Origin of the sequence: Amycolatopsis thermophila (genome assembly GCF_030814215.1) — a bacterium.
Taxonomy (GTDB): Bacteria; Actinomycetota; Actinomycetes; order Mycobacteriales; family Pseudonocardiaceae; genus Amycolatopsis_E; species Amycolatopsis_E thermophila.
This window is the reverse complement of the sequence record NZ_JAUSUT010000001.1, coordinates 1,044,096-1,068,647: the sequence shown is the minus strand read 5'-3', so window position 1 is coordinate 1,068,647 and position 24,552 is coordinate 1,044,096. Positions and strand designations below refer to the sequence as shown.

General features: G+C 72.9%; 22 protein-coding genes. 12 read left to right on the top strand and 10 right to left on the bottom strand.

The window, feature by feature from the left end:
- Positions 1-16 precede the first annotated feature (16 nt).
- Positions 17-937: a LysR family transcriptional regulator gene (locus FB470_RS05330; RefSeq protein ID WP_306989207.1), complete on the bottom strand. Its 921-nt coding sequence runs from the start codon at positions 935-937 to the stop codon at positions 17-19.
- A gap of 224 nt (positions 938-1,161) precedes the next feature.
- Here FB470_RS05330 and FB470_RS05325 point away from each other — a divergent pair, with 224 nt between their 5' ends.
- Both FB470_RS05325 and FB470_RS05320 read left to right on the top strand, forming a co-directional pair.
- Positions 1,162-2,379 carry a Glu/Leu/Phe/Val dehydrogenase dimerization domain-containing protein gene (locus tag FB470_RS05325; RefSeq protein ID WP_306999061.1) on the top strand — a complete coding sequence of 406 codons (1,218 nt, stop codon included), beginning with the start codon at positions 1,162-1,164 and terminating at the stop codon, positions 2,377-2,379.
- A gap of 270 nt (positions 2,380-2,649) precedes the next feature.
- On the top strand, positions 2,650-3,165 hold the full coding sequence (locus tag FB470_RS05320; RefSeq protein WP_306989206.1) for a nitroreductase family protein: 516 nt from the start codon (positions 2,650-2,652) through the stop codon (positions 3,163-3,165).
- Here the strand turns inward: FB470_RS05320 and FB470_RS05315 are convergent.
- On the bottom strand, positions 3,093-3,995 hold the full coding sequence (locus tag FB470_RS05315) for a LysR family transcriptional regulator (RefSeq protein WP_306989204.1): 903 nt from the start codon (positions 3,993-3,995) through the stop codon (positions 3,093-3,095). The two genes, FB470_RS05320 and FB470_RS05315, sit on opposite strands and share 73 nt — an antisense overlap.
- Before the next feature lie 62 nt (positions 3,996-4,057).
- Here FB470_RS05315 and FB470_RS05310 point away from each other — a divergent pair, with 62 nt between their 5' ends.
- The gene (locus FB470_RS05310; RefSeq protein ID WP_306989202.1) at positions 4,058-4,846 is read left to right on the top strand and encodes an ABC transporter ATP-binding protein; all 789 of its coding nucleotides are present in this window, start codon (positions 4,058-4,060) and stop codon (positions 4,844-4,846) included.
- A gap of 494 nt (positions 4,847-5,340) precedes the next feature.
- Positions 5,341-6,453, top strand: coding sequence for an IS630 family transposase (locus tag FB470_RS05305; protein ID WP_306987986.1), 1,113 nt, complete (start codon positions 5,341-5,343; stop codon positions 6,451-6,453).
- Between the two features lie 7 nt (positions 6,454-6,460).
- Here the strand turns inward: FB470_RS05305 and FB470_RS05300 are convergent, their stop codons facing one another.
- Positions 6,461-7,345, bottom strand: coding sequence for a hypothetical protein (locus FB470_RS05300; protein WP_306989201.1), 885 nt, complete (start codon positions 7,343-7,345; stop codon positions 6,461-6,463).
- 39 nt (positions 7,346-7,384) lie between these two features.
- Positions 7,385-7,750, bottom strand: coding sequence for a thioredoxin (trxA, locus tag FB470_RS05295; protein ID WP_306989200.1), 366 nt, complete (start codon positions 7,748-7,750; stop codon positions 7,385-7,387).
- Positions 7,751-7,899: 149 nt separating this feature from the next.
- On the opposite strand from trxA, the gene FB470_RS05290 reads away from it, so the two are divergent.
- Genes FB470_RS05290 through FB470_RS05275 form a run of 4 tightly spaced genes read left to right on the top strand, consistent with a single transcriptional unit; the run spans position 7,900 to position 12,082 of the window.
- Complete coding sequence (locus FB470_RS05290) at positions 7,900-8,649, top strand: 3-hydroxybutyrate dehydrogenase (RefSeq protein ID WP_306989199.1); 750 nt, start codon at positions 7,900-7,902, stop codon at positions 8,647-8,649.
- Positions 8,650-8,681: 32 nt separating this feature from the next.
- Positions 8,682-10,013, top strand: a complete 1,332-nt coding sequence (locus FB470_RS05285) for an MFS transporter (RefSeq protein WP_306989198.1) — start codon at positions 8,682-8,684, stop codon at positions 10,011-10,013.
- Positions 10,014-10,017: 4 nt separating this feature from the next.
- Complete coding sequence (locus FB470_RS05280; RefSeq protein ID WP_306989197.1) at positions 10,018-11,796, top strand: helix-turn-helix domain-containing protein; 1,779 nt, start codon at positions 10,018-10,020, stop codon at positions 11,794-11,796.
- A 46-nt stretch (positions 11,797-11,842) separates the two neighbouring features.
- Positions 11,843-12,082 (top strand): hypothetical protein, encoded by a 240-nt coding sequence (locus FB470_RS05275; protein WP_306989195.1) that lies wholly within the window; start codon positions 11,843-11,845, stop codon positions 12,080-12,082.
- Positions 12,083-12,480: 398 nt separating this feature from the next.
- Here FB470_RS05275 and FB470_RS05270 read toward each other — a convergent pair whose 3' ends face one another.
- Entirely contained in the window at positions 12,481-13,446 is a 966-nt protein-coding gene (locus FB470_RS05270) for a lipase family alpha/beta hydrolase (protein ID WP_306989194.1), read from the bottom strand.
- A 78-nt stretch (positions 13,447-13,524) separates the two neighbouring features.
- Here FB470_RS05270 and FB470_RS05265 point away from each other — a divergent pair, with 78 nt between their 5' ends.
- Entirely contained in the window at positions 13,525-14,685 is a 1,161-nt protein-coding gene (locus FB470_RS05265; RefSeq protein ID WP_306989193.1) for a metal-dependent hydrolase family protein, read from the top strand.
- A 37-nt stretch (positions 14,686-14,722) separates the two neighbouring features.
- Here FB470_RS05265 and sigJ read toward each other — a convergent pair whose 3' ends face one another.
- A complete protein-coding gene (sigJ, locus tag FB470_RS05260) occupies positions 14,723-15,613 on the bottom strand; it encodes an RNA polymerase sigma factor SigJ (protein ID WP_306989192.1) in 891 nt (296 codons plus the stop codon).
- A gap of 123 nt (positions 15,614-15,736) precedes the next feature.
- Between sigJ and FB470_RS05255 the strand changes: the two genes are divergently transcribed.
- Positions 15,737-16,915 (top strand): NAD(P)/FAD-dependent oxidoreductase, encoded by a 1,179-nt coding sequence (locus tag FB470_RS05255; protein ID WP_306989190.1) that lies wholly within the window; start codon positions 15,737-15,739, stop codon positions 16,913-16,915.
- 48 nt (positions 16,916-16,963) lie between these two features.
- Complete coding sequence (locus FB470_RS05250; RefSeq protein ID WP_306989188.1) at positions 16,964-17,515, top strand: hemerythrin domain-containing protein; 552 nt, start codon at positions 16,964-16,966, stop codon at positions 17,513-17,515.
- Between the two features lie 48 nt (positions 17,516-17,563).
- Here the strand turns inward: FB470_RS05250 and FB470_RS05245 are convergent, their stop codons facing one another.
- The 3 genes from FB470_RS05245 to FB470_RS05235 are packed head-to-tail and all read right to left on the bottom strand — an operon-like array spanning position 17,564 to position 22,633.
- Positions 17,564-18,637 (bottom strand): ScyD/ScyE family protein, encoded by a 1,074-nt coding sequence (locus FB470_RS05245; protein ID WP_306989187.1) that lies wholly within the window; start codon positions 18,635-18,637, stop codon positions 17,564-17,566.
- A complete protein-coding gene (locus FB470_RS05240) occupies positions 18,634-19,815 on the bottom strand; it encodes an acyltransferase family protein (RefSeq protein ID WP_306989186.1) in 1,182 nt (393 codons plus the stop codon). The genes FB470_RS05245 and FB470_RS05240 overlap by 4 nt, the downstream gene beginning before the upstream one ends.
- Positions 19,816-19,819: 4 nt before the next feature.
- A complete protein-coding gene (locus FB470_RS05235) occupies positions 19,820-22,633 on the bottom strand; it encodes a glycosyltransferase (protein ID WP_306989184.1) in 2,814 nt (937 codons plus the stop codon).
- Positions 22,634-22,712: 79 nt separating this feature from the next.
- Between FB470_RS05235 and FB470_RS05230 the strand changes: the two genes are divergently transcribed.
- On the top strand, positions 22,713-23,327 hold the full coding sequence (locus FB470_RS05230) for a hypothetical protein (RefSeq protein ID WP_306989183.1): 615 nt from the start codon (positions 22,713-22,715) through the stop codon (positions 23,325-23,327).
- A gap of 13 nt (positions 23,328-23,340) precedes the next feature.
- On the opposite strand, the gene FB470_RS05225 is transcribed toward FB470_RS05230, so the two are convergent.
- The gene (locus FB470_RS05225; RefSeq protein WP_306989182.1) at positions 23,341-24,288 is read right to left on the bottom strand and encodes a pseudouridine synthase; all 948 of its coding nucleotides are present in this window, start codon (positions 24,286-24,288) and stop codon (positions 23,341-23,343) included.
- Between the last annotated feature and the right edge of the window lie 264 nt (positions 24,289-24,552).

Here is a 24,552-nt window from a genome sequence, read left to right as displayed (position 1 = left end):
GGCCCGGAAAGCCCTTTCACGGCAGCGGGGCCGCCGCGCCCAGGCCCTGTTCCGCCGCGGCCGCGCGCACCGCGTCGATCACCAGCTGCAGTGACGGCCGGGCCGAGGCGGTGCGGTGGGCGATCGACACCGTGCGCATCGGCGGTTCGGTCAGTGCCACGATGTCCACGCCCGGTGGCCGCAGCGACAGGCCCAGGTCCGACACCAGCGTGACGCCCAGCCCGGCGGCGACCATCGCCAGCGCCGTCGCCTGCTCGCCGACCTCGTGGTTGATCTTGGGCTCGAACCCGTAGCGCTGGCAGGCCAGCCGCACGGCCCGGCCGAAGTGCGACCGCGGCCCGGCGAGGATCCAGGGATGCTCGGCCAGGTCCGGCAACCCCACCGTGCTCGCCGGGACCGCGCCGCGCGGCACCGCGGCGTGCAGCCGCTCCACCGCGATCACGACGCGCGTGAGCGCCGGGTCCCACGGCATCGGGTAGTCGGAGTAGTCGATGACGAACGAGAAGTCGAGCGCGCCGTCCCGCACCGCTCCCGCGGTCTCCTCCGGGGCCAGCTCCTTGGTCCGGACCTCGATGCCGGGGTGTTCCTTCGCCAGCGCGGTGAGGGCGAACGGCAGCAGCCCGGACGCGACGGACGCCCACACCCCGGCCGTCAACCGCGCGGTGACGCCCTCCTGCGCCTCCTCGAGCGCCATGGTCGCCCGTTCGACCGACCTGAGGATCTCCTCGGCGTGCTCGGTCAGCACCATTCCCAGTTCGGTCAGCTGCACCCGCCTGCCGAGCCGTTCGAACAGCTTGGCGCCCACGTCGCGTTCCAGCTGCGCGAGCTGCTGCGAGACCGCCGAAGCCGTGTAGTGCAGGGAAGCCGCGGCCGCGGTGACGGTGCCGCGGCGGTGCAGCTCCCGAAGCATCCGCAACCGGTGCAGCGAAAGCTCCATGTGGTCAGGGTAGGGGCGGATCTTCCGCTGTGCAGGGAACGTGAACGGAACCGTGCATGATCCCTAACTGGACGTCTGCGCCGGTCCTGCCGCACCCTGGTGTCAGCGGGAATGGATCTCCCGGATTCCACACACCGACTCGGCCGAAGCCACCTCGCGTGGCGGAGGCGGGTGCTGTTGTGCGCGGAAAACGGCGACAGGCTTGGAGGGGACAGTTGACCACGATGCAGAACCCGGCCGGGGCCATCGGAGAGCGGGCCCGGCCGCGTGCGCAGGAGCCGATGCTGCGGCTGACGTGGACCGACCCGGTCACCGGCACCCACGGCTACCTCGTGGTGCACACGCTGGTCTCGGGCCTGGCTACCGGGGGGACGCGGATGCGCGCCGGCTGCACGCTGTCGGAGGTCGAGGACCTGGCGCGGGGGATGGCCGCCAAGACCGCGACGTTCGACCTGCCCGTGGGCGGGGCGAAGGGCGGGATCGACTTCGACCCGAAGGACCCGGGGGCGGTCGGGGTGCTGGAGCGGTTCTGCCAGGCGATGCGCCCGTGGCTGGACGCGCACTGGGTGACCGCCGAGGACCTCGGGGTGCCGCAGCACCTCATCGACGACGTCTTCGCGCGGCTGGGCCTGGAGCAGTCCTACCACGCGGCCATCCGCCGGTCGCCCGATCCGGAGCGGACCCTGCGCCGGGTGCACGCCGGGCTCAACGCACCGGTGCCGGGCGGGCTGCTGCTCGGCGACGTCGTCGGCGGGTACGGCGTCGCGCAGGCGTGTCTGGGCGCGGCGAGCGCGTGGGGCTGGGAGCCGGCCGGGACGACCGTGGCGATCCAGGGCATCGGCACCATGGGCGGCGGCGCGGCCTGGTACCTGCACGAGGCCGGGATGCGCGTGGTCGCGGTCGCCGACGCGGCCGGGACGCTGTACGACCCGGCCGGGCTGGACGTCCCCGCGCTGCTGGACCTGCGCGACGGGTTCGGCGAGGTCGACCGGTCGCGGCTGCCCGCGGGCGTTCAGCAGCTGCCCCGCGGTGCGGTGGTCGGGATCGAGGCGGACATCTTCGTGCCGGCGGCGATCTCGTACGCGCTGACGCCGGACAACGTGGCCGACGTCGCGGCGAAGGTCGTGGTGGAGGCGGCGAACGCGGCGACGACCCCGGAGGCCGAGGCGCTGCTCGCCGCCCGCGGGATCGCGGTGGTCCCGGACTTCGTGGCGAACGCCGGTGCCGCGGCGTGGGCTTGGTGGCTGCTGCTGGGCCAGGTGGGTGCCGACCCGGTCGACTCGTTCCACCGGCTGCGGACGGAGATGCGGTCGAAGGTGGCGTTGCTGCTGGCGGCCTGGCTGGCCGACGGCGTCCCGCCGCGGACGACGGCCGAGGAGCTGGCGGCGACCAACCGCGCGGCCCGGCTCGCCGCCGGGGACGTCGCGCTCGCGATCCCCTGATCACCCGGGAACGCTGAAGGGCCCTTCGCGGTGTCGCGAAGGGCCCTTCACTGCGTGTGCACAACAGGTGCCGGACTGGTTCGCCGACGGGGAGGTGAACCAGGACCGGGCTTGCCAATTCGGCGAGTGCGGCCTTCGGAGACGCCGCTGGCGGGACCGTAGGGCCTCGACCTCGTAGTGCCCGGGCACCCCGGGGTCTGTCCCCACGGTGCCGGATGCGTCCGCCCGGGTCCAGGGCCGAAGGTCCCTTTTCACGTGACAGGGTGAGGTATGGTCACCGATCCCGTGCGCGAGCTGGCTGCCGTCCGGGCCACTCGCGTCTTCACCGACCAGCCGGTGCCGCGGCGGCTCGTCGAGTCGCTCGTCGAGGCCGCGCGCTGGACCGGTTCGGCTCGCAACCGCCAGCCCTGGCGGTTCGTCTCCGTCGTCGATCCGCGGGTTCGTCGCGCGCTCGCGCGCCTCGGGCAGTACGCGACGCCGCTCGCGTCCGCGCCGGTCGCGCTGGTCCTGCTGTCCGACTCCGAAGCCGGCCGCGACACCGAGTTCGACCTCGGCCGGGTCTGCCAGACCCTGGTCCTCGCCGCGCACTTCGCGGGCCTGGGCAGCTGTCCGGTGTCGCTGTACCCGGAGGCGAACGCCGTCGAAGCCGCCGCGCTCACCGGCTACGGCCACCCGTGGCGGGCGCACCACGCCCTGGCCCTGGGCTGGCCGGGTCAGCGCCCGCGCGGGCGCTCGGCGATCCCCACCGGCCGCAAGGAGCTGTCGGAGCTGTTCAGCGAGCGGTAGGCGGCGGCCACCTCCCGCGCGGCCCGGACCAGCGCGGCGACCGCGGGTGAGGTGGTGCCCTGCGGCCAGGCGAGCAGGAGCCGCGCCGGTGCGGCGTCCACGACCGGCACGGTGACGAGGTCGTGGTCCAGCGTGTCGAGCACCGACTGCGGCAGCACGGCGGTGGCCCGGCCGCGCGAGGTGACGCGGAGCAGCTTGGCGAGGTCGGTGATCTCGACGCCACCGTCGTCGGGGTACCCCGCCCAGCGGCCGACGGGCTCCCCGCGCAGGTCGGCCAGCTGCAGGATCGACCGTCCCGCGAGGCGGTGGTCGCGCGGGAGCAGGGCCGCCCGCGGTTCGGCGCGCAGTTCCGCGGTCTCCAGGCCGCCCGCGTCGTCGAAGGGGGTGTGCAGCAGTGCCACGTCCGCGCGGCCGTCGTGCAGGAGCGAGACCCGGTCCTCGTGGCTGGAGACCAGTTCGACCGGCACCGCGGCCGGATCGGCTTCGTAGCGCTGCAGGATGCGCGGCAGCAGGCCCGCGTCGCCGCCGGGCTTGGCGGCCAGCGCGAGGTAGGGCACGCCGCGCCCGGCGCGCTGGGTCCGCCGGGCGGCCGCGGCGACCGCCGCCAGGGCGCGCCGGGCCTCGTCGAGCAGCACCTCGCCGGCCGGGGTGAGCTCGACGCGCCTGCTGGTGCGGTCGAACAGGGTCACTTCCAGCCGCCGCTCCAGAGAGCGGACGGCCTTCGAGAGGGCGGGCTGGGCCAGCCCCAGCCCTTCCGCCGCGCGCCCGAAGTGCAGGGTTTCCGCGACGGCCACGAAGTAGGCGAGTTCGCGCGTCTCGACCCGATCCATTCCGGGAGGTTATCGGAAGGGCTTTTTCATCGGACGTCTGAGGACTTGGTAGCGTGCGGCGCATGACGACCGTGCTGCAGGTGTCCGACGTCGATCTCGTCCGGGACGGCCGGTACCTGCTCCGGTCGATCTCGCTGACCGTGCGGGAGGGCGAGCACTGGGCGCTGCTGGGAGCGAACGGGGCCGGCAAGAGCACGCTGCTGGGGCTGCTCGGGGCGGTCACACATCCCACGCGGGGGACGGTGGACGTACTGGGGCACCGGCTGGGTCGGGTCGACATGCGGAAGCTGCGGTCGTTCCTCGGGCACATCAACCCGCGCCACCCGTTGCGTTCGCCGCTGTCGGTGTTCGAGGTCGTGCTGACCGGGCTGACCAACACGACGGAGCTGGTGCCGCGGTGGCAGCCGACGGCGGCCGCGCGGGCGCGCGCCGAGCGGCTGATCGGGATGCTGGGGCTGGACGGCAAGCGCGAGGCCCGCTGGCCGACGTTGTCGCAGGGCGAGCGCGGGCGGGCGCTGATCGCCCGCGCGCTGATGCCCGCGCCGCGGTTGCTGCTGCTCGACGAGCCGGCGACCGGCCTGGACGTGGCGGCGCGCGAGCAGCTGCTGTCCAGCGTGGACGCGCTGCGGCGGGAACACCCGGAGCTGGCGACCGTGCTGGTGACGCACCACCTCGAGGAGCTGCCCGCGAGCACCACGCACGCGCTGCTCCTGCGGGAAGGCCAATGCCTGGCGGCCGGGGCGGCGGACGAGGTGGTGACCACGGACCACATCAGCAAGTGCTTCGACCACCCGGTGCGCATCACCCGGACCGACGGCCGATGGACGGCCCGCGCGGAGCCGGCGTTCTGAGAGCCGTCCCACCGCGCCGACCCGCATTGCGCTCGCCTGGCAGTCCGGGTGTGGCCGGTGGCCGCGCGACGGCTGCCAGTGCGTGGCGTGCTCGTCGTCGGGCGGGGTGGCGACGGGCGCGCCGAAATCGAGCAGCGCGGCCCGGTCCGGGACGCTGTCCGGCTCACGCCGATCGCCCTGCAGGCACACTGCGTCGCGCGAGCCGGCGTTCTGAGACCCGTCCACCGCGCGGACCCGCACTGCGCTCGCCTGGCAGTCCGGGTGTGGCCGGTGGCCGCGCGGAAACCGAGCAGCGCGGCCGGGTCCAGGACGCTGTCGGGCTCACGCAGATCGCCCTGCAGGCACACCGCGTCGCGCGAGCCGGCGAGGAGCCGAGTGCTCACCGCGACCGCGCTCGCTGGTGGCCGCGAGCTAGTGCCTCGTCCAGGAAGGTCGGGGACGTAACGGGCCGGTTTGATCGGTTCCGGTCAGGTGCTGAAAGCTGTCTGCCGGAGGTGGTGGACGTGCCGCGACAGCCCGAGGTCTTCGTTCGGGCGCTCACTCCGGATGAGGCCGAGCGTTTGGTCAAGATCACCAGGACGGCGCGGGACCGGGTCCGGCTGCGGCGGGCGGGGATCGTGCTTGCGTCGGTGCAGGGCCGCAGCGCGGCCGAGGCGGCGGCGATGTTCGCGGCCAAGCCGCAGTACGCGCGGGAGGTGATCCACGCGTTCAACACCCAGGGGTTCGCGGCGCTAGACCCAAAATGGAGCGGGGGCCGACCTCCTAAGTTCGGCCCCCACGCCCGCGAACTGATCTGCCGGGTCGCCCGGACCCCACCACAGCACGCCGGGCTGCCGTTCACCACGTGGAGCCTGTCGAAGCTGGCCGAGCATCTCCACGACCGGCATCGGATCATAGCCAGCGCCGAGACGGTCCGGCAGATCCTGCGGGCGGCCGGGGTGCGCTGGCAGGCCACCAAGACCTGGAAGGCCAGTCCAGACCCGCAGTTCAGCGAGAAGATGCACCGCATCCTCGACCTCTACGACCGCTCTGCCACCGGACAGATCCCCGATGGCGGCCGGGTGATCTGCGTGGACGAGTTCGGGCCGCTGAACCTGCAACCCCGCCCCGGCCGCGGCTGGTTCCCCACCGGGAGCCCGGCCCGGCTACGGGCGACCTACAACCGCTACGGCGGGGTCCGGCACATGCTCGCCGGACTCGACTTGGCCTCAGGTCAGCTGTTCTACCGACTGCGCGACCGCAAGCGCTGGCAGGAGTTCCTCGCCTTCCTGCGCCAGCTCCGACGCCGGTTCCCGACCGGGTGGCTCTACATCGTCTGCGACAACTTCTCCCCGCACCGCAAGGCCGAGATCGCCACCTGGTGCACCAACCACGATGTCGAGCTGGTGTTCACCCCGACCCACGCCTCCTGGCTGAACTGGATCGAGTCGGAGTTCACCGCGCTGCGCTACTTCACCCTCGACGGCAGCGACTACCCCTCCCACACCGCGCAGGAGACCGCTATCGCCGGCTACATCCGCTGGGCCAATCGCCACGCCCGACCGAAACGACGCTTCGCCCCCGAATCCAAGATCCGCAGGCCTGATTACCTACCGAACGTTGCCTGACGAGGCACTAGCGCCGCCGGCCGAAGGACTCCATCTCCTCGAGCCGTCGTCCGGCCTCGTCGGCGGCCTTCTCGGCGGCGGTGAGTGCCTTGCGGGCGCCGAACGCCTCCTTGCGCAGGGCCCGTTCCTCCTTCACCGCCTCGTCCAGGCGCTCCCGCAGGTCGGTCACCACCGCGGCGGCCTTTTCCGCGCGGTCGGAGAGCTCCTGCATCGCCTGGCGGGCCTCATCGCGGTCGTTCCGCGCGGATGCGAGCTTTTCGCGGGCTTCGTCGAGCGCGGCGCGGCGGCGTTCGGCGTCGGGATCCTTACGCGGTTTCGTCGCCGCGGGCTTCTCCGGCGGCTTCTTCGGCGCGGGCTTCTTCGGTGGCGGCCCGGACGTCTTCGTGCGTGGAGACGCGGCGAGCGCGGCCGCCAGCCAATCCTCCGAAGAGGACGGTGTGAGCGCCGTGGACAGCCGTCCCGCCAGCACTTCCGCGGCCGCGTCCGGTGTGGACACCGCGGCTTCGAAGGTGGCCTCGACCTGGCGTTCCGCGGCGTCGCTGTAGGCCACGCCGGCCTCGGCGGCGATCGTGCTCGCGAACCCGCTCAGCTTGCGGATCAGTTCGTTGCGCTGCCGGGACAGCGTGCGCAGGTCGTTCCCGGCGAGCTTCTGGTGCGCCGACCGCAACTGCTCGCCGAGGTCGGCGAGTTGCCCGACGTCGTCGGCGTGCCGCCGGCTGACCTGGTTCACCAGCCACGCGGCCACGGTCGGCTTGCGCAGGCCGCCGATCTGCTTCGCGAGATCCGGCCGGCGGGCCTTGGCGGCCTTCGCGCGTTCGGTGCGCGCGGCGGTGAACTCGTCCCGGGGCAGGGCGTACAGCTCGTCGGCGACCTCGTCGAACCGGGAGGGCATGACACCATCATCGGCTCGACGGCGATCACCGGCAAACCGTCATTCGGCCTGCTGCTTCGCGATCTCCGCGCGCACCTGGTCCATGTCGACCTCGCGCAGCTTGCCGATCAGCTCTTCCAGGCTCTGCTCCGGCAGCGCGCCGGGCTGCGCGTACAGGACGACGCCGTCGCGCACGGCCATCAGGGTCGGGATGGACTGGATGCCGAACGCCTGCGCGAGCTCGGTCTGGTCCTCGGTGTCGACCTTGCCGAACACGATGTCCTCGTGCCGGCCGGCCGCCCCTTCGAACACGGGCGCGAACATCCGGCACGGCCCGCACCAGGCCGCCCAGAAGTCGACGAGCACCATGCCGTCGGAGTTGACGACCTCTTCGAAGTTGTCCTTGGTCAGGGTGACCGTCGCCATACGTGCGCCTCCTCGAATAACCCCTCGTCCGGGGCAACAAGCCCGGTCGACGGCCTATTCCGGATGGGAGAGGTCACCATGTCCTGTCCAGGACTTGTGGTGGCTGCGCACATAGGCTTACCGCTGCCGGCCACTTACCTTCGGTCGCCATGAGCAGGTACTGGGACGGCCGCGTCGCGCTGGTGACCGGCGCGGGCAGCGGGATCGGGCGGGCCTGTGCGCTGGCGCTGGCCGAGGCCGGGGCGAATGTGCACGCGGTGGACATCGACGGCGCGGCCGCCGAACGCGTCGCCGCCGAGACCGGAGGCTGGGCGCACACCGCCGACCTCGCCGACGCCACAGCCCTCGACGCGTTGCCCGCCGACGTCGACATCCTCGTCAACAACGCCGGCTTCCAGCACGTCGCCCCGATCCCGGACTTCCCGCCCGAGGTCTTCGCCCGGATGCACCAGGTGATGGTCACCGCGCCGTTCCTGCTGATCCGCCGGGTCCTGCCGCACATGTACGCGCGGAACTGGGGCCGCGTGGTCAACGTCTCCAGCGTCCACGGCCTGCGCGCAAGCGCTTTCAAAGCGGCCTACGTGTCGGCGAAGCACGCGCTCGAAGGACTGTCCAAAGTGGTCGCGCTGGAGGGCGCGCCGCACGGGGTGACCAGCAACTGCGTCAGCCCGGGTTACGTCGACACCCCGCTCGTCCGCGGCCAGATCGCCGACCAGGCCGCCGCGCACGGCCGTCCCGAGGACGAGATCCTCGGCGAGGTCCTGCTGCGGCGCGCGGCGATCAAACGGCTCATCGACCCGGGCGAGGTCGCCGGCGCGGTCCGCTGGCTCTGCGGCCCCGGCTCCGGCCACGTCACCGGGATTTCCCTGCCCCTCGACGGCGGCTGGACCGCCGCGTGAGCGTCCCACCTCGGCACAAAGGAGTGTTGCCCATGCCCCGCAGCGAAAAGCGCTCGATCGCGAAAGTGGTCGGCGCGAGTCTCGTCGGCACGACCATCGAGTGGTACGACTTCTTCCTCTACGGCTCGGCCGCGGCACTGGTCTTCAACAAGCTGTTCTTCCCCGGCAGCGATCCCCTGACCGGCACCCTGCTGTCGTTCGCCACGTATGCGATCGGGTTCCTCGCCCGGCCGCTGGGCGGACTGGTGTTCGGTCACTTCGGCGACCGCGTCGGGCGCAAGAAGCTGCTGGTATTCAGCCTGCTGCTGATGGGCGGCTCGACGTGCGCGATGGGCCTGCTGCCCACCTACGCCACGGTCGGCGTGGCGGCTCCGCTGCTGCTCACCGCGCTGCGCCTGATCCAGGGGTTCGCGCTCGGCGGAGAGTGGGGCGGCGCGGTGCTCATCGTGTCCGAGCACGGCGACGACCGGCGCCGCGGGTTCTGGGCGTCCTGGCCGCAGTGCGGTGCGCCGGGCGGGAACCTGCTGGCCACGGCCGTCCTCGCGGTGCTCGCCGCGGTGCAGTCCGACGCCACCTTCACCGCGTGGGGCTGGCGCATCCCGTTCCTGCTCTCCGGCGTGCTGGTGGTCATCGGTCTGTGGATCCGGCTCACGGTGACCGAGTCGCCGGTGTTCCTGGCGGCGCAGGAGAAGGCCCGGCAGCGCGGCGAGCAGCACCGCGCGCCCGCGCTGGAGGTCTTCCGCGATGCGTGGCGCCGCGTGCTGATCACGATCGGCGCCCGCATGGCCGAGAACGTGTCCTACTACGTGCTGACCGCGTTCATCCTGGTCTACGTCACCGGGCCGCTCGGGCTGAGCAAGTCGGCCGGCCTGAACGCGGTGCTCATCGGCTCGGCGATCCACTTCGTGACCATCCCGCTGTGGGGCGCGCTGTCCGACCGCATCGGCCGTCGCCCGGTGTACCTGTTCGGCACGGTCGCGATGGCCGGCTGGGCGTTCGCGTTCTTCGCGCTGATGGACACCCGCTCGCCCGCGATGATCGTGCTGGCCGCGACGATCGGCCTCGTGCTGCACGGGGCCATGTACGGGCCGCAGGCGGCGTTCTTCGCCGAGCAGTTCCCCACACGCGTCCGCTACACCGGCCTGTCGGTCGGCGGTCAGCTGTCCTCGATCGCCGCCGGTGCGCTGGCGCCGATCGTCGCGGTCGCGCTGTTCAAGGAGTTCGGCGGGACGTCGGCGGTGTCGCTCTACGTCGTGGCGATGTGCGTGATCACGCTGATCGCCGTGAGCAGCGCGAAGGAGACCGCGGGCACCTCGCTGCGCGACGAGGAGCCCGCGGCCGCCGCGGAACCGGCCACGCGATGAGACGATGATCGGCGTGGACGACGACGTGCTCCGGCTGCTCGACCTGCTCGCCGGCGGGGCGAGCAGCGAGCAGCTGGCGCACGCCGGCGCCGCGCACCCCAAGGCCACCGAGCTGGCGCTGCGCATCCACGCCACCCTGACCGCGCGCCGGCGCCGTGAGGCCGAGCTGACGGCCTTGTTCGACACGGCCAGCGACCTGGCCCGCCTGCGCGGTCCGGACGCCGTGCTGCGGTCGATCGTGCGGCGGGCCCGCACGCTGCTCGGCGCGGACGTGTCCTACCTGAGCCTCAACGACGCATCCGCCGGCCGCACCTACATGCGCGTCACCGACGGTTGCGTGTCCGCCCTGTTCAAGGAGGTCATCCTGGGCATGGGCGAGGGGCTCGGCGGGCTGGTGGCGCAGAGCGCGCGCCCGTACGCGACCCCGGACTACTTCCGCGACGAGCGGTTCCTGCACACCGGGCCGATCGACGACGCGGTGCGCGACGAGGGGCTGGCCGCGATCCTCGGTGTCCCGCTGTCCCTGGGCGGCACGGTGATCGGGGTGCTCTACGCCTCCGACCGCACGCCCCGCGACTTCACCCCCGACGAGGTCGCGCTGCTCTCGTCGCTGGCCGACCACGCGGTCATCGCGCTCGACAACGCCCGCCTGCTCGACGAGATCAGCTCGCACTCCGAGGCGATGCACCGCGCCGAGGAGGCGCATGACCGGCTCATGGACCTCGTGCTGCGCGGCGGGGACGTGCCGGAGGTGGCCGCCGCGGTGGCCGACGTCCTGCACGGCTCGATCGGGGTGTTCGACGCGGCGGGCGAGGAGCTGGCGCACGCCGGCACGGCACCGCCCGCCCCGGACCCCGAGGTGGTCGCGGTGTCGCGCGGCACCGGCCGGTCCGTGGCCAGCCGCGGGTCGCTGGTGTGCGCGGTGCAGGCCGGGCCGGAGCTGCTCGGCAGCATCGTCCTGGCCGGGCAGGCCGAGTTGCTCGACGCCGACCGCCGGCTGTTCGAGCGGGCGGCGGTGGTCACGGCGTTGTTGCTGTTGTTGCGGCGGTCGGTGGCCAAGGCCGAGGAGGAGGTCCGCGGCGAGCTGCTGACGGACCTGCTGACGGCGCCGGAGCGCAACCCGGGCGCGTTGCTCGCGCGGGCCGAACGGCTGGGCGTGGACCTGGCCGAGCCGCACGCGGTGCTCGTGGCGCACGCTGAATCGGTGTCCCGCGCGCGGCTGGCGGTAGCGGCGGCGCGGCACGCGGTGCTGGCCGGGATCCACGCGGAGGAGGTCGTGCTGCTGGTCCGCGGCGATCCGGATGCGGTGGCTCCGCGGATCGCGGAAGCGCTGACCGCCGCGACGGACACGCCGGTGACGGTCGGTGCGGCGGGCCCGGCCCGTGGCCCGGCCGGGATCGCCGCGGCGCACGCCGAGGCGGTCCGGTGCCTGCGGGCGTTGCTTTCGCTGGGCCGCTCGGGTGAGGGCGCCTCCGCGGCGGGGCTGGGGTTCCTGGGCGTGCTGCTCGGCGACCGCGATGATCTGCCCGGTTTCGTGCGTCGCACGCTCGGGCCGGTGCTGGACTACGACGAGCGGCGCGGCACGGACCTGACGGGCACGCTACGGGCCTACTTCGCGGCGGGCGGCAACCTGACGCGCGCGAAGGAGGCGTTGCACGTGCACGTCAACACGGTGGTGCAGCGGCTCGACCGGGTGGCGACGTTGCTGGGGGACGACTGGCACGAGCCGGGGCGGGCGCTGGAGATCCAGCTCGCGCTGCGGGTGCACTCGCTGCACGCTTGATCCGGTCGCCGAGCGGGTATGCGAGGGGCCGACGAAGGGAGGCCCGATGAAGGTGACCGCGGCGGATCTGGAGGCGCTGCTGCAGGCCGGCGACGGTGCGCAGCTCGTGCTGCAGGAGGGCAGCCTCGCGGTGCTGGCCGCCGAGGACCTGCCCCGCCACGAGGGCGCGCTGACGATCATCGAGCGCGATGCGCTGCGCCGGCGGGTGGGCGACCGGCCCGACGACCGCGCGCTCGACGAGCAGGCCGCGATCCTCTCGACCGAGATCGACACCCTTGGCGCCTGACCCCTGCTCGCGGGCCCCGGGTTCGAACGGCCCGCCCGTCGGCGGCGCGGCAACTCCCGGCCTGCGACGGGGCGCCGGGCTGGTGCCCGCTTCGAGGAGCGGGCGCAGCCCGCGGCCGGCGGAGGGTCTGCCGCTACCTGGAGCTCGTCCTGGGGACGTGAGGTCCGCGCTCGCGGGAGCGGTTTCGCGGGGCCGGGTCGTGGGTGGCCATGGCGGTCGCCCGAGCGGGGCGATGGCCGGTGGGGGTTCGGGAAACGCGGGCGGATTCGGTGGTGCGGCCGGTCCGTCCGGGGCAGTCGGCTCCGAGGCTCGCGGCCCGCGGTGCACCAGCCCGAGGCTTCCCGGTCGCGCGGCAACTCCCGGCCTGCGACCGCGGAGCCGGCTGGCGGCCGCCACCACTAGCGGGCGTATGCCGCCAGCGGAGGCTCCGCCGCCACATGGGGGTACAGCGCGACCTGGGTGGCCACCACGCTCGCCATCTGAGCTTCGTTCACGGCGAGGAACACCGGGTCCACGCCGGGCATCAGCAGGCGCGTGCAGACGTCCGCGGGCAGCCGCGCGGGATCGGCCGGGCCGTCGTGCGTGAGCGCGTCCACCACCAGCGCGAACGCCACGCCGTCGGTGGTGCCCGTGGTCAGGTGGTCGGCGACGTGCGCGGGGCACACCTCCTGCAGGCCGACGTTGCTGATCCGGCCCTGCCCGGTGTGCAACGACGAGCTGCCGTGGTCGTTCAGGTTCGGCGCGACCACCTCGTCCAGGACGGTGTAGACGTTCGTGTAGTCGATGCCCGCCCACGTCTCCGCGCCGCTGTTCAGCGCCGTCAGGAACGCCGATCCCGCGCGCTGCTGCCAGAACGCGGGCGCGCACCCGGGCAGGCACACCGCCTGCGCCACGACGGTCCCGTGGTTCGACGGCGCCAGCCCGATCACGTCGCCGACCCGGGCGCGGGTGTCCGGCCAGTACTTGAGCGCCCAGCGCGGGATCATGCCGCCCTGGCTGTGCCCGACGATGTCCACGTCCCGCCCGGCCGCGGCGCTGACCGCGCGGATCGCGTGCACGACGTACTCGGCGGCGACCTGGATGTCGGCCATCCCGTTGTCCGGCAGGGCGACCGTGCAGAAGGGCCGGCCCAGGGCGGTCAGCTCGGGTTCGTAGTTCCAGGCGAAGACGTCCGGCGTCAGCGTCGTGCCGGCCACCAGCAGGACCGGGTTGTGGCCGGCCCCGGCCAGGTCACCCGGACAGTGCAACGACGCCTCGAGCGCGGCCTCGGGCACGCTCAGTGGTGGCCCGTCCGCGGCGGCGGCGGAGGTGGGCACCAGGATCGAGCCCACGAGAACCAGCAGGGCGAACAGTGATCGCGCCATGACCGTCCTTTCGGCACACTTCGTCGTGTTGCCGGACGATCTTGTCACGCCCCGCGACCCGGGAGCGACTCAGTGGGAATGAACGGCTTCGCGATTCGCGCCGCCCGCGTCTTCGACGGCGAGCGCGCGCTCGGCGACCCACCGGTGCTCGTGCGGGACGGCCGGATCGAAGCGGTCGGCGGCCCGGTGCCCGCCGGCCGGCCGGTGGTGGAGCACCCCGGCACGCTGCTGCCCGGGCTGTTCGACATGCACACCCACCTCGGCGGCAACGGCACCTTCGGCGCGCTGGACCGCCTCGCCGGCTACACGGAGGACGAGCTCGACGGGGTCATCGGGACCGCGCTCCGGAAACAGCTCGCCGCGGGCGTCACCACCGTCCGCGACCTCGGCGATCGCCGCTACGCCACCCTGCGCTGGCGCGGTCGCCCCGGTCTGCCCACGATCCTCGCCGCGGGGCCGCCGATCACCACTGCCGGCGGGCACTGCTGGAACATGGGCGGCGAGGTGCGCGGCGAGGCGGAGATCCGGGCCGCCGTCGCGGAGCGGGCCGAGCGCGGCGTGGACGTCGTGAAGGTCATGGCCAGCGGCGGCGGCATGACACCCGGCACCGACATCATGGGGTGCCAGTTCACCCTCGCCGAGCTGCGACTCATCGTCGACGAGTCGCACCGGGCCGGGCTGCCGGTGACCGCGCACGCCCACGGGCTCCCCGCGGTCGAGCAGGCCGTGCGCGCCGGGGTGGACGGCATCGAGCACTGCAGCTGCCTCACGCCCGACGGCATCCGGATGAGCGACGAACTGGCCGCCGAGATCGCGGACCGCGGGATCACGGTGTGCCCGACGCTCGGCGCGATCGGCGAGATGACGCCGCCACCGGCGATCCAGGAGTTCCTGGAACGGACGGGCTCGACGATCCGACACCGGATCGGTCAGGTGGCGCGGCTCGCGCGGGCGGGGGTCACGATCGTTTCCGGCGCCGACTCGGGGATCTCACCGGGCAAGCCGCACGGCATGGTCGCCAGTTCCGTCGAATGGCTCGTCGACGGCGGCATCAGCACCGAAGCGGCACTGGCATCGGCGACCTCCGTGGCCGCGGACGTCACCGAACTGGGCGAGCGCAAGGGCCGCATCCGCCCCGGCTTCGATGCCGACCTGCTGCTCGTGGACGGCGACCCGCTGACCGACATCACGGCACTGGCACGCCCGGCGAAGGTGTGGCTGGCCGGGACCGCTGTGTGATCTCGGGGCCGTCACACCGGAGCGGCGAAGCCGCTGATCAGCTCGCCGTCCACGCGCGCAACTTCTCCGGGTTGCGCACCGCCCAGATGCGCTGGATCTTCTCGTCCGCGATCCCGAACGCGTACACGGACACGGTGACACCGTCCTCCTGGGCGACCAGGCCCGGCTGGCCGTTGACCGTGCGCTCCAGCAGCGTGTACCCGCGGAACCGGTGGGCGAGGCGAACCAGGGCGCTCAGGATCCGTTCGGCGCCTTCGACCGGGTGGAGCACCGTGTTGACCAGGCCGCCGCCGTCGCTGATCGCCGTGGCGTCGGGGGCCAGCAGGCCGAGGAGGGCATCGAGGTCGTGTGCTTCCCACGCTCGTTTGAAGTCGCGGACGATCCGGGCCTGCCGCGAGACCGGTGTGGGGGGAGCCTGCGCCTCGCGGACGCGGCGGCGCCCGGATGAGGCCAGCTGGCGGCACGCGGCCGGGGTGCGGCCCACGATCTCGGCGATTTCGGCGAAGGAGTAGCGGAACACGTCGTGCAGGATGAACGCGACGCGCTCGGCCGGGGTCATCGAGTCGAGCACCACGAGGAAGGCCATGCTGACCGACTCGTCGAGGGTGACCCGCTCGGCTGGGTCGGCCGGGCGCCATTCGGAACTGTCCGGCACCGGCTCCGGGATCCATTCGCCCACGTAGGTTTCGCGCCGGGCGCGAGCCGAGGACAGCACGTTGAGGCAGAGGCGGCCGGCGACCCTGGTCAGCCAGGCGCCGGGGGAGGCGATGGTGTCCTGCTCCTCGCGGGGCATGGCGCACCAGCGGGCGTAGGTCTCCTGGACCACGTCCTCGGCCTCGGCGAGTGAGCCGAGGAGACGGTACGCCAGGTTGATCAGCTGACGCCGCTCGCTCATGATCGCGGTCAGGCCGTCGTCCGGTTCGGTCATGGTGTGCTCGGCTCCCTCGGTCGCGCCCTCTTCACCACTCCGACAAGACAGCGGGGCGGAACGTCAGGTCTGACGTTCGGCGCCGGTGGGTTGTCGGTTCCGGTGAGAGAAGGGAATCCCACCATGAACACGACTCACAAGGTGATCGTCATCGGCGGCGGGTACGCCGGCACGCTCGCGGCCAACCGCCTGCGCCTGCGCGGCGACATCGACGTCACGTTGGTCAACTCCCGTCCGGCGTTCGTCGACCGGATCCGGCTGCACCAGTTCGTCGCCGGCACCGGTGAGGCCACAGTGGATTTCGGCGCGATGCTGCACGATGGCGTCCACCTGGTCGTGGGCACCGCCACCCACATCGACACCACTGCCCGCACGGTGCTGCTGGCCTCGGGCCGCGAGCTGGACTACGACTACCTGATCTACGCGGTCGGCAGTACCGCGGCGGCGCCGTCGGTGCCCGGCGCGGCCGAGTGCGCCGTCCCGATCGCGGAACTGGAGCCGGCGCGGCGACTGCGTGACGAGCTCGACGCGCTGCCTCGCGAAGCGCCGGTCACGGTGGTCGGCGGCGGGCTGACCGGCATCGAGACCGCCGCCGAGCTGGCCGAACGCGGACGCCGGGTCACCCTGGTGTGCGGCGGGCCGGCGGCGCCCGCGTTGAGCACCGGCAGCCGCCGGTACATCACCAAGTGGCTGTCCCGGCACGGGGTCGCGGTGCTCGAGTCCGTCAAGGTGGCCGAAGTCCGGCCGGACGCGGTCGTCTTCGCCGACGGGACGGTGCGGGCGAGCGCGCTGACCATCTGGAGCGCGGGTTTCGCGGCGCCGGAGCTGGCGGCAGCGAGCGGGCTGCGCACCGACGACCTCGGCCGTCTGCTCACCGACGAGACGCTGACCAGCGTCGACGACGACCGCATCGTGGCGGCCGGCGACTCCGCCGCGCCGTCGGGTCTGCCGCTGCGGATGAGCTGCCAGGTCGCCGGGCCGCTCGGGGCGCAGGCCGCCGACACCGTGCTGAGCCGCATCGCCGGGAGCGAACCGCCGGTGCTGGATGTGGCGCTGGTGGGGTCGTGCGTCAGCCTCGGCAGGCACGCGGCCGTGCGGCAGTTCGCCCGCAAGGACGACACCGCGCTCAACATCCACGTCGGCGGCCGGCTCGGCGCGGCGTACAAGGAGCTGGCGTGCAAGCTCGGTGTGGCGAAGATCCGCCGCGAGGCCCGCAAGCCCGGTTCCCTGAGGTGGGTGAAGGGCGGACGGCAGGTCACCGGGCGAGTGAGCGCAGCAGTGCGTTCGTCACCGGGCGAGTGAACCCCCGCCGGTGCGGGTAGCCCTCCTGGCGAAGCGAAGGAGGACATCGTGTCGACGGACAACAAGGACGTCATCGCGCTGCTGGAGGAGCAGCACCAGGAGATCCGCCGACTGTTCGGCGTGGTCGAAGTGGCCAAGGGCGACGAGCGCCGGGACGCCTTCCGCGAGCTGGTGCGCCTGCTGTCGGTGCACGAGACCGCCGAGGAGGAGCTGGTGCACCCCGAGGTGCGGCGCCACGAGGGCGGCGAACCGATCGTCGAGGCGCGCGTCGGCGAGGAGCACCGCGCCAAGGAACTGCTGTCCACACTGGACGACATGGGGCCGGAGGCGGAGGGCTTCGACACGCTGCTGATCCAGCTCCGGGACGACGTGCTGGCCCACGCCACGCACGAGGAGCGCGAGGAGTTCCCGGTGCTGCGCCGGGCCTGCGACCCCGAGCGCCTGGAGGCCATGGCCGACACAGTGCGGGCGGCCGAGGCCGTCGCCCCGACCCGCCCGCACCCGGGAACGGAGAGCGCCGCGAAGAACCTGCTGCTCGGCCCGCCGGCCGCACTCATGGACCGGGCCCGCGACGCCATCCGAAGCGTGTTGAAGAGGTAGAGCCGGTGCCGGCCGCCCACACCGCGTGAGCGGCCGGCACCCCTGCGACTACAGACCGATCCGCACCACGCTGCCGCTGCCACCGTTCGGCGGGTTCGGGCACGCGGCGCAGTTGGACACGTACGCCTTGCCGTCCCGCAGGGCGAGGCCACCGGGCATCGTCAGCTGCTGGGTGACGATCCGCTTCCCGCCGTTGCGGTCGACCTGGATGAGCGCGCCGGCCGGGTTGCCGCTGAGCAGGCCGTTGTGCGCGATCTCCAGCACGTACAGCTTCCCGTTCGTGAAGCCGATGTCGATGACGTTGGTGAAGCCCTCCGCGTACACCTGCGGCGCCTTGCCGGGCACCACCCGGTACACCCGCGCCGCGCCCTGCGGGAACGGGAACCCGGTCAGCTCACCGACGTACAGCGCGCCGTCCGGGCCGAGCGCGACCGAGGTCGGCACGGACTGCATCGGCACCTGGGAACCGTCCGGCGCGGTCGCCGTCCGGGTCGGGAAGACCGCGATGGTCTGGATCCTGCCGTGTTCGGGCACCCACAGCAGCGAGTTGCCGCCGGCGTCGACGACCACGCGGCCGCCGGGCAGGGCCAGGACCGAGTTCGGGTTGCTGTCGGGCTGGCCGCGGTCGGGGTTCGCGGTCGCCTCGTAACCGGCGATGTCGGCCACCGGTTTGCCGTTGCGCAGCAGCCAGCCCATCAGCTGACCGGCCGGCGGCAGGGCGGCCCGCATCGCGGGGTCCGCCCCCAGACCCACGGTGACGTACATGTTCCCCTTGCCGAGGAACGAGACGTCCGACGGGCCGATCGCCTGCGAGCCGTCCCGGCCGGCGATCGACGGCAGCCCGGTCAGCACGCGCGTGGCGCGCCCGTGGTCGATCCGGCTGACGCCGCCGGAGGTGCCGAAGCAGACCTCGTCACCCTCGGGCCCCGTCAGGCACGGGGCGTCACCACCTCGTCCGGACTCCGCGACGTAGAGCGCGCCGTCCGGGGAAAACGCCAGGCCGCGTGGGCTCTGCAGGCCGCCGGCCACTGTGGACACCGTGCCGCCGGCCTCCGCGCTCAGCGGAACCAGCGTCACCGCGAGAGCAGTGGCGGCCGTCAGCAGGATTCGGGAAGTTCTCATACGCCCGTCCTTTCACGACGATGTGCCCCCCTTCCGGAGACGGAATCGCGCGGACGAACGTTACGAACCGGTTTCTTTCGTGGCCGCAAGTAAATACGCAGCCGTTGCGTCGGGATCTCCACCAGCTGCCAGGACAGCAGCCCGCACGCGTACGCCAGCGGCAGCGCCATCGCCATCAGCACGTACGAGTTGCGCACGCCGGCGTACACGATGAGTTGCTGCACCGGCATCGCCCAGATGTACATGCCGTAGCTGCCGTAGACCCACTTGTCGTACCGCGCCAGGCGGCGCGGCCAGTGGTGCGCCCACACCACCGCGCCGTACCCGGCCGCGAACGGCAGCACGAACCGCGCGGCCGGCTGCAGGAACGGCACGAAGTTGACCACCAGGTACAGCAGCACCAGCGAGTACGCGGCGCCGCGCGACAGCGGGACCACCTCGTGGTAGCGGTGCAGCACCATACCGATCACGAACGCCACTCCGAACGCGACCATCGCGCCGACCGGCACGGACAGCAGGGAACCGCCGCGGCCCTGGAACGTGTAAGTGGCGCCGAGGACACCGTCGAGCACGACCATCGCGGCCAGCACCGCGAACAGGCCCACGCGCGCGCGGGTGAGCAACCCGGCCAGCCCGGCGACCAGGACCAGCGCGTACCCCGTGGTCTCCATCGGCAGTGTCCACAGTGAGCCATTCGCCGACCACGGGTACGGGTTCTCCGCGAACACTCCGGGAAGCAGGTGCTGCAACGGGTACAGCGCGGCGTTGTGCACCACGTAGCCCCAGGTCGCGGTGTCCTTCCAGTACTCCGCGGCATCGAGCACCGTGACCAGTGGACCGATCACGAACGCGGTGAACATGACGACCACGAGCAGCGGCGGCCAGATCCGCAGCACCCGCTTGGCGACGTAGCGCCACCACGACGCGTCCCGGACCCAGCTGTCGGTGATCTGGTAGCCGCTCATGGTGAAGAACCCCATGAGCGCGAAGTAGCCGGGGGACAGGTCCCAGCTCGCGGGCAGGATCGTCAGCCGCTCCGGGTTGACGATCGGGAACGAGTGTTCCACCACGACCATGCTCGCGCCGATGAGCCGCAACCAGGCGAACCCGGTTTCGGACTTGGCGTAGCGCGCCGGGCGCATCTCCTGCGTGCGCTCCGCCGCGTTGTCCCCCGCCACCACGTCAGGCCAGCAGCTCGGTCAGTGCGGCGCGCGCGACGTCCGGCCCGAACTGCGCGGCCACCGCGGCCTGACCGGCGCGGGAGAGCCGGAGCCAGAGCGCGTCATCGGTCAGCAGCGACACGATCCCGTCGGCGATCTCCTCGGCCTTGTCGCCGACGAGGACCTCCTCGCCGTCGCGCAACCGCATGCCTTCGAACGCCAGCGTCGTGCCGACGACCGGGACACCGGCGGCGAGGCTCTCACCGACCTTGCCCTTGACCCCGGCCCCGAACCGCAGCGGCGCGACCGACAGCCTCGCCGTGTCGTACAGCGCGGCGAGGTCGGCGACCCAGCCGCGGAACCTCACCCCGTGACCGTCCAGCGCGCGCAGCTCGTCCGTCGGGTCGTGGCCGACCAGGTCGAGCACCGCCTCCGGCAGCCGGCGGCGCACCAGCGGCCAGATCTCGCCGGCCAGCCAGTACGCCGCGTCCCGGTTGGGCGGGTGCTCGAAGCTGCCGACGAACAGCACACCGGGACGGCCCGCCGGGCTCGCCGGTGGCCCCGGGATGTGCACATTGGACAGCACCTGGACCGGGGCGCCGGGCGCCAGGTCGGCCAGCAGGTCGCGCTCGGCCTCGGACACCACGAGCGTGCGGTCGCAGGCGCGCACCAGTGCGAGTTCCAGCTCGCGGTAGAGCCGGGACCGCTGGTGCAGCATCGCCGAGGTCTCCGGCGCGCCGCCCAGCCGCTCCACCAGCTCGGCCTCGCGCGACAGCCGGACGAAGTGCAGGTCGACGGTGTCGAACACGATCCGCGCCCGGGGCGCGCAGATGCGCAGCCGGTCGGCCAGGTGCCACGCCACCGTCGGCCGCGACAGCAGCGCCAGGGAGAGGTGGGCGCCCGCCTCGTGCAGGAACTGTTCGCGCAGACCGGGATCGACCAGGACGGTGATGCCGGCGCGGTGCAACCGGTCCAGGTAGGACGGGTCGGACGGCGGCCCCATCGGGCAGAACACCACGCGGTGACCGAGCGCGACCAGCTCGTCGAGCAGGCTGGACAGCCGCACCGAGCCCGAGTCGCGGTCCGGCGTCGGGACCGTGACGTCGGCCACCAGCACGAGGTCGCCGTCACGCTGGGCCCGGCCGGGGACCCGCTGCCGCGCGATCCACAGGCTGGTGCCCGGGTCGGCCTGCTCCGCCAGGGCGGCCGCCCACTTCGCGGCGAACACCTCGTGGTTGATCTCCTGGTACCGCTTGACACCCGCCGTGACGTCGGTGCCGTGCGACACGCCCTCGTGGTGGACGACGACCGCGTCCGGGACCACCACGGTGCGGTACCCGGCGTCGCGGACCGCGAACGCCAGGTCGGTGTCCTCGTAGTAGGCGGGGGAGTAGCGCTCGTCGAACCCGCCGAGCCGCTCCCACAGCTCGCGGCGCACCAGGATCGCCGCGCCGGAGCAGTAGTCGACGTCGCGCACGGCCTGGTAGCGCGGGTCGTCCGGGTCGCCGCCGTGTCCGTAGTTCGCGGCGCTGCCGTCGGCGAACACGATGCCGCCGCACTCCTGCAGCCTGCCGTCGGGATAGACCAGCTTCGCCCCGGCGAGGCCGATGCTCTCCTCGGCGCGCACGACGCCGGTCAGCGCGTCCAGCCAGCCGGGCCGGACCTCGGTGTCGTTGTTGAGCAGCACCAGGAACTCACCGCGCGCGTGCGACGCGCCGAGGTTCACGGCCCCGAGGAACCCGAGGTTGGCGTGGGTGCGCACGAGGCGGACGCCGGGACAGGCGGCGAGCTGCTCGGCCGAGTCGTCCGGGGAGGCGTCGTCGACCACCACGACCTCGAACGGCACCCGCGCGCCGCTCTCCTCGAGGGACTGCAGGCAGCGGCGCGTGTAGCTCCACTGGCCGTGCACCGGGATCACGATGGTGACCAGCGGGTCGTCGCTCGTGGTGACCGCGACCGGGCCGTCCGCCGGGCGGCGCCGGGGCCGGACGCGCTCGATGAGCCGGCGGGGCCGCGGGCCGTGCTCCGCGGTGAGCCGGTCGATCTCGGCGCGCAGCGGCGCGGCGGCCCGCTCGGCGGCCTGGCCGAGCAGGGTCAGCTGCGGGTCGAGCAGCGTGGCCGCCACCGGCACCTCGACCGGGTTGTCGGAGGCGACTCCGACCAGGTAGGTGTGCGGGGCGCCGGTGCCGACCGACCAGGCGTCCTCGCCCGTGCGGCGCAGCTGTTGCGCCAGCACCGGGCCGTGCTCGCGGTCGCCGGTCAGCACCGAGCCGACGGCGACGTTCTGCCGCAGCACCGTCACGTGCTCGAACGAGGCGCCGAGCAGCGCGCGGAACTGCGGTTCGGTCAGTTCCTTCACGTGGAACGGGTTGTCGTTGCCGTGCTCGTGGGTGTAGACGAGCACGTCGGGCGTGCTGGTGAAGAAGATGCCGCCGGGGGCGAGCCGGGCGCGCACCAGGCGCATCAGCTCGTCCTGCTCGGCGACGTGCTCGAGCGCCTCGAAACAGGTGATGACGTCGAACTTCCCGGCGTCGGCGAGCAGCGCGGGATCGGTCATCGAACCGGTGGTGAACCGCAGGTTGGGGCGGTCGCCGTAGCGGGCGCGGGCGTGCGCCACGGAGGCCTCGTCGATGTCCACGCCGACCACCTCGGCGGCGTGCGCGGCCAGCAGCGCGCTGCCGTACCCCTCGCCGCTGGCCAGGTCGAGCACGCGGCGGCCGAAGGTGTAGCGGGCGGCGAGTGCGTAGCGGTGGTAGTGCTCGTAGATCACCTGGATGTCGTCGGCCCAGGGTACGCAGCGCTCACCGGTCCAGTCGATCCCCCGAGAACCCGCCATGAGCCGGAAGGCTACCGCTACTGCGGGCGGGGGTGATACTGATGCCCGGTAACCTGCGGCGGGGAGGAATTTTCTGACGGTGTCCAGTGATGTCCGCCGGCAGCGCCGGGAACTGACCCTCGGGATCGCGATCGTCGCCGTCCTGATGCTGGGCCTCGCCGTGTCCGCCACCGGTTACCTCCTCACCCGCAACGCCGGCCTGGCCGAGCCGCCGGACGCGAAGCCGGCGCCCGAGCACAGCGCGCTGGCCCTCGTCGAACCGCCCGGCGCGCCCGGCCCGGGCGGGCCGTTCACCCTGGCCGCGCTGCGCAGCACGGTGTCACTGCCGCAACCCATGGTCGACGTGCTCACCACCGCCGGGATGAGCGACGGCCTGCGCAAGACGGCGGTGCAGGGCGATGTGACGGTGGGCCTGTACGCGCTGACGACGGGTGACCCGGCGGGGGCGGTGCGGGCGTACGGCGCGGGGGAGGCGCTTCAGGGGCTGGTCGCGGAGAAGGATCTGTCGCTGGACGGCGTGATCGTCTACGGCACGCCGGTGGGGGCGCCGCTGGCCCGGTTCGGCACCGCGTACGTGCTCTACGACCGCGTGGTCGTGGTCGAAACGACCGGCCGCGGGGACCCGGCGCGCGACGTCTTCCGCACGACGCTGCACCGGCAGGTCGACCTGGCGCCGCCCACCGCCCGATCCTGACCGTCGCGGGCGATCACGGTCCGGAGTGGACGGACGACCACTCCGCGGGCGAATCCCACGCGCCGAGCCGCAGTGCGCTTTCGAAGCGGTGCTCCCGGCCGGTCACCGGGTCGGTGAACGCCAGCACCTTGGCCAGCAACTGCAGCGGCCGGGAGAAGTCGGACGGCGGGACCTCGCGCACGACCGGGTACAGCGGGTCGCCCAGGATCGGAATTCCCAGCGAGCTCAGGTGCACCCGCAGCTGGTGCGTACGGCCGGTCTCGGGCACCAGCCGGTACCGGCCCAGCCCGTCGCGGTGCTCGAGCAGCTCCACCTGCGTCGAGGCGTTCACCGGGCCGGGCAGTTCCCGCGCCGTCAGCACGCCGCGCTTCTTCACGATCCGGCTCTCCACCGTGCGCGGCAGGTCCAGCTCCGGCGCGAACGGCGCGATCGCCTCGTATTCCTTGTGTACCAGGCGGTCCCGGAACAGGTTCTGGTACGCGCTGCGGTGCGCGGCGGTCTTGACGAACATCAGGACGCCCGCCGTCAGCCGGTCCAGGCGGTGCGCCGGCGACAGCTCGGGCAGGTCCCGCGTGTGCCGGAGCCGGACCAGCGCCGTCTCCCGCACGTGCCCGCCGCGCGGTGTGGTCGCCAGGAAGTGCGGCTTGTCGACGACCAGGAGCACCTCGTCCTCGTAGCGCACGGTCAGCTCGAACGGCACCGGCACCTCGTCGTGGCGGTCCCGGTGGAACCACAGGAAAGTGCTCGGGGTGAACGGTGTTCCGGCGTCGATGGGCCCGTCCACGCCGACGATCGCGCCCTCGGCCAGCATCCCGTCGATCGTCTCGGCGGGCAGCTTCGTCAGCTTCCGCACCAGGTAGTCCCGGATCGTGTCCCACGGGCCGTCCGGTGGCGTGCGGATGCGCGCCGCGTTGACGCCGTCGCGCGGCGGCAACGGGGACGGTGGCGGCTTGCGTCTCATCGCCGGCCACTGTAGCGACCCGGCCACGACCACCAGCGGGAACGCCACCGCCCGACCCCGGGCGGGTCGCGCGGTTCCAGAGCCGTACGGAGCGGCTCCGCGGCGCCTACACTGGAAGCACCGGTACCGCACGTGCGCGCCGCGACGGCCGGCGACGTCTTCGACGCGGAGCCGGACGTGCTCGTGGCGCGATCCACGCCGCACGGTCGGCTGCGGCCGACAATCCCCGGGGTTGTCGGTGCCCTCCGTTACCCTGCACAGTCG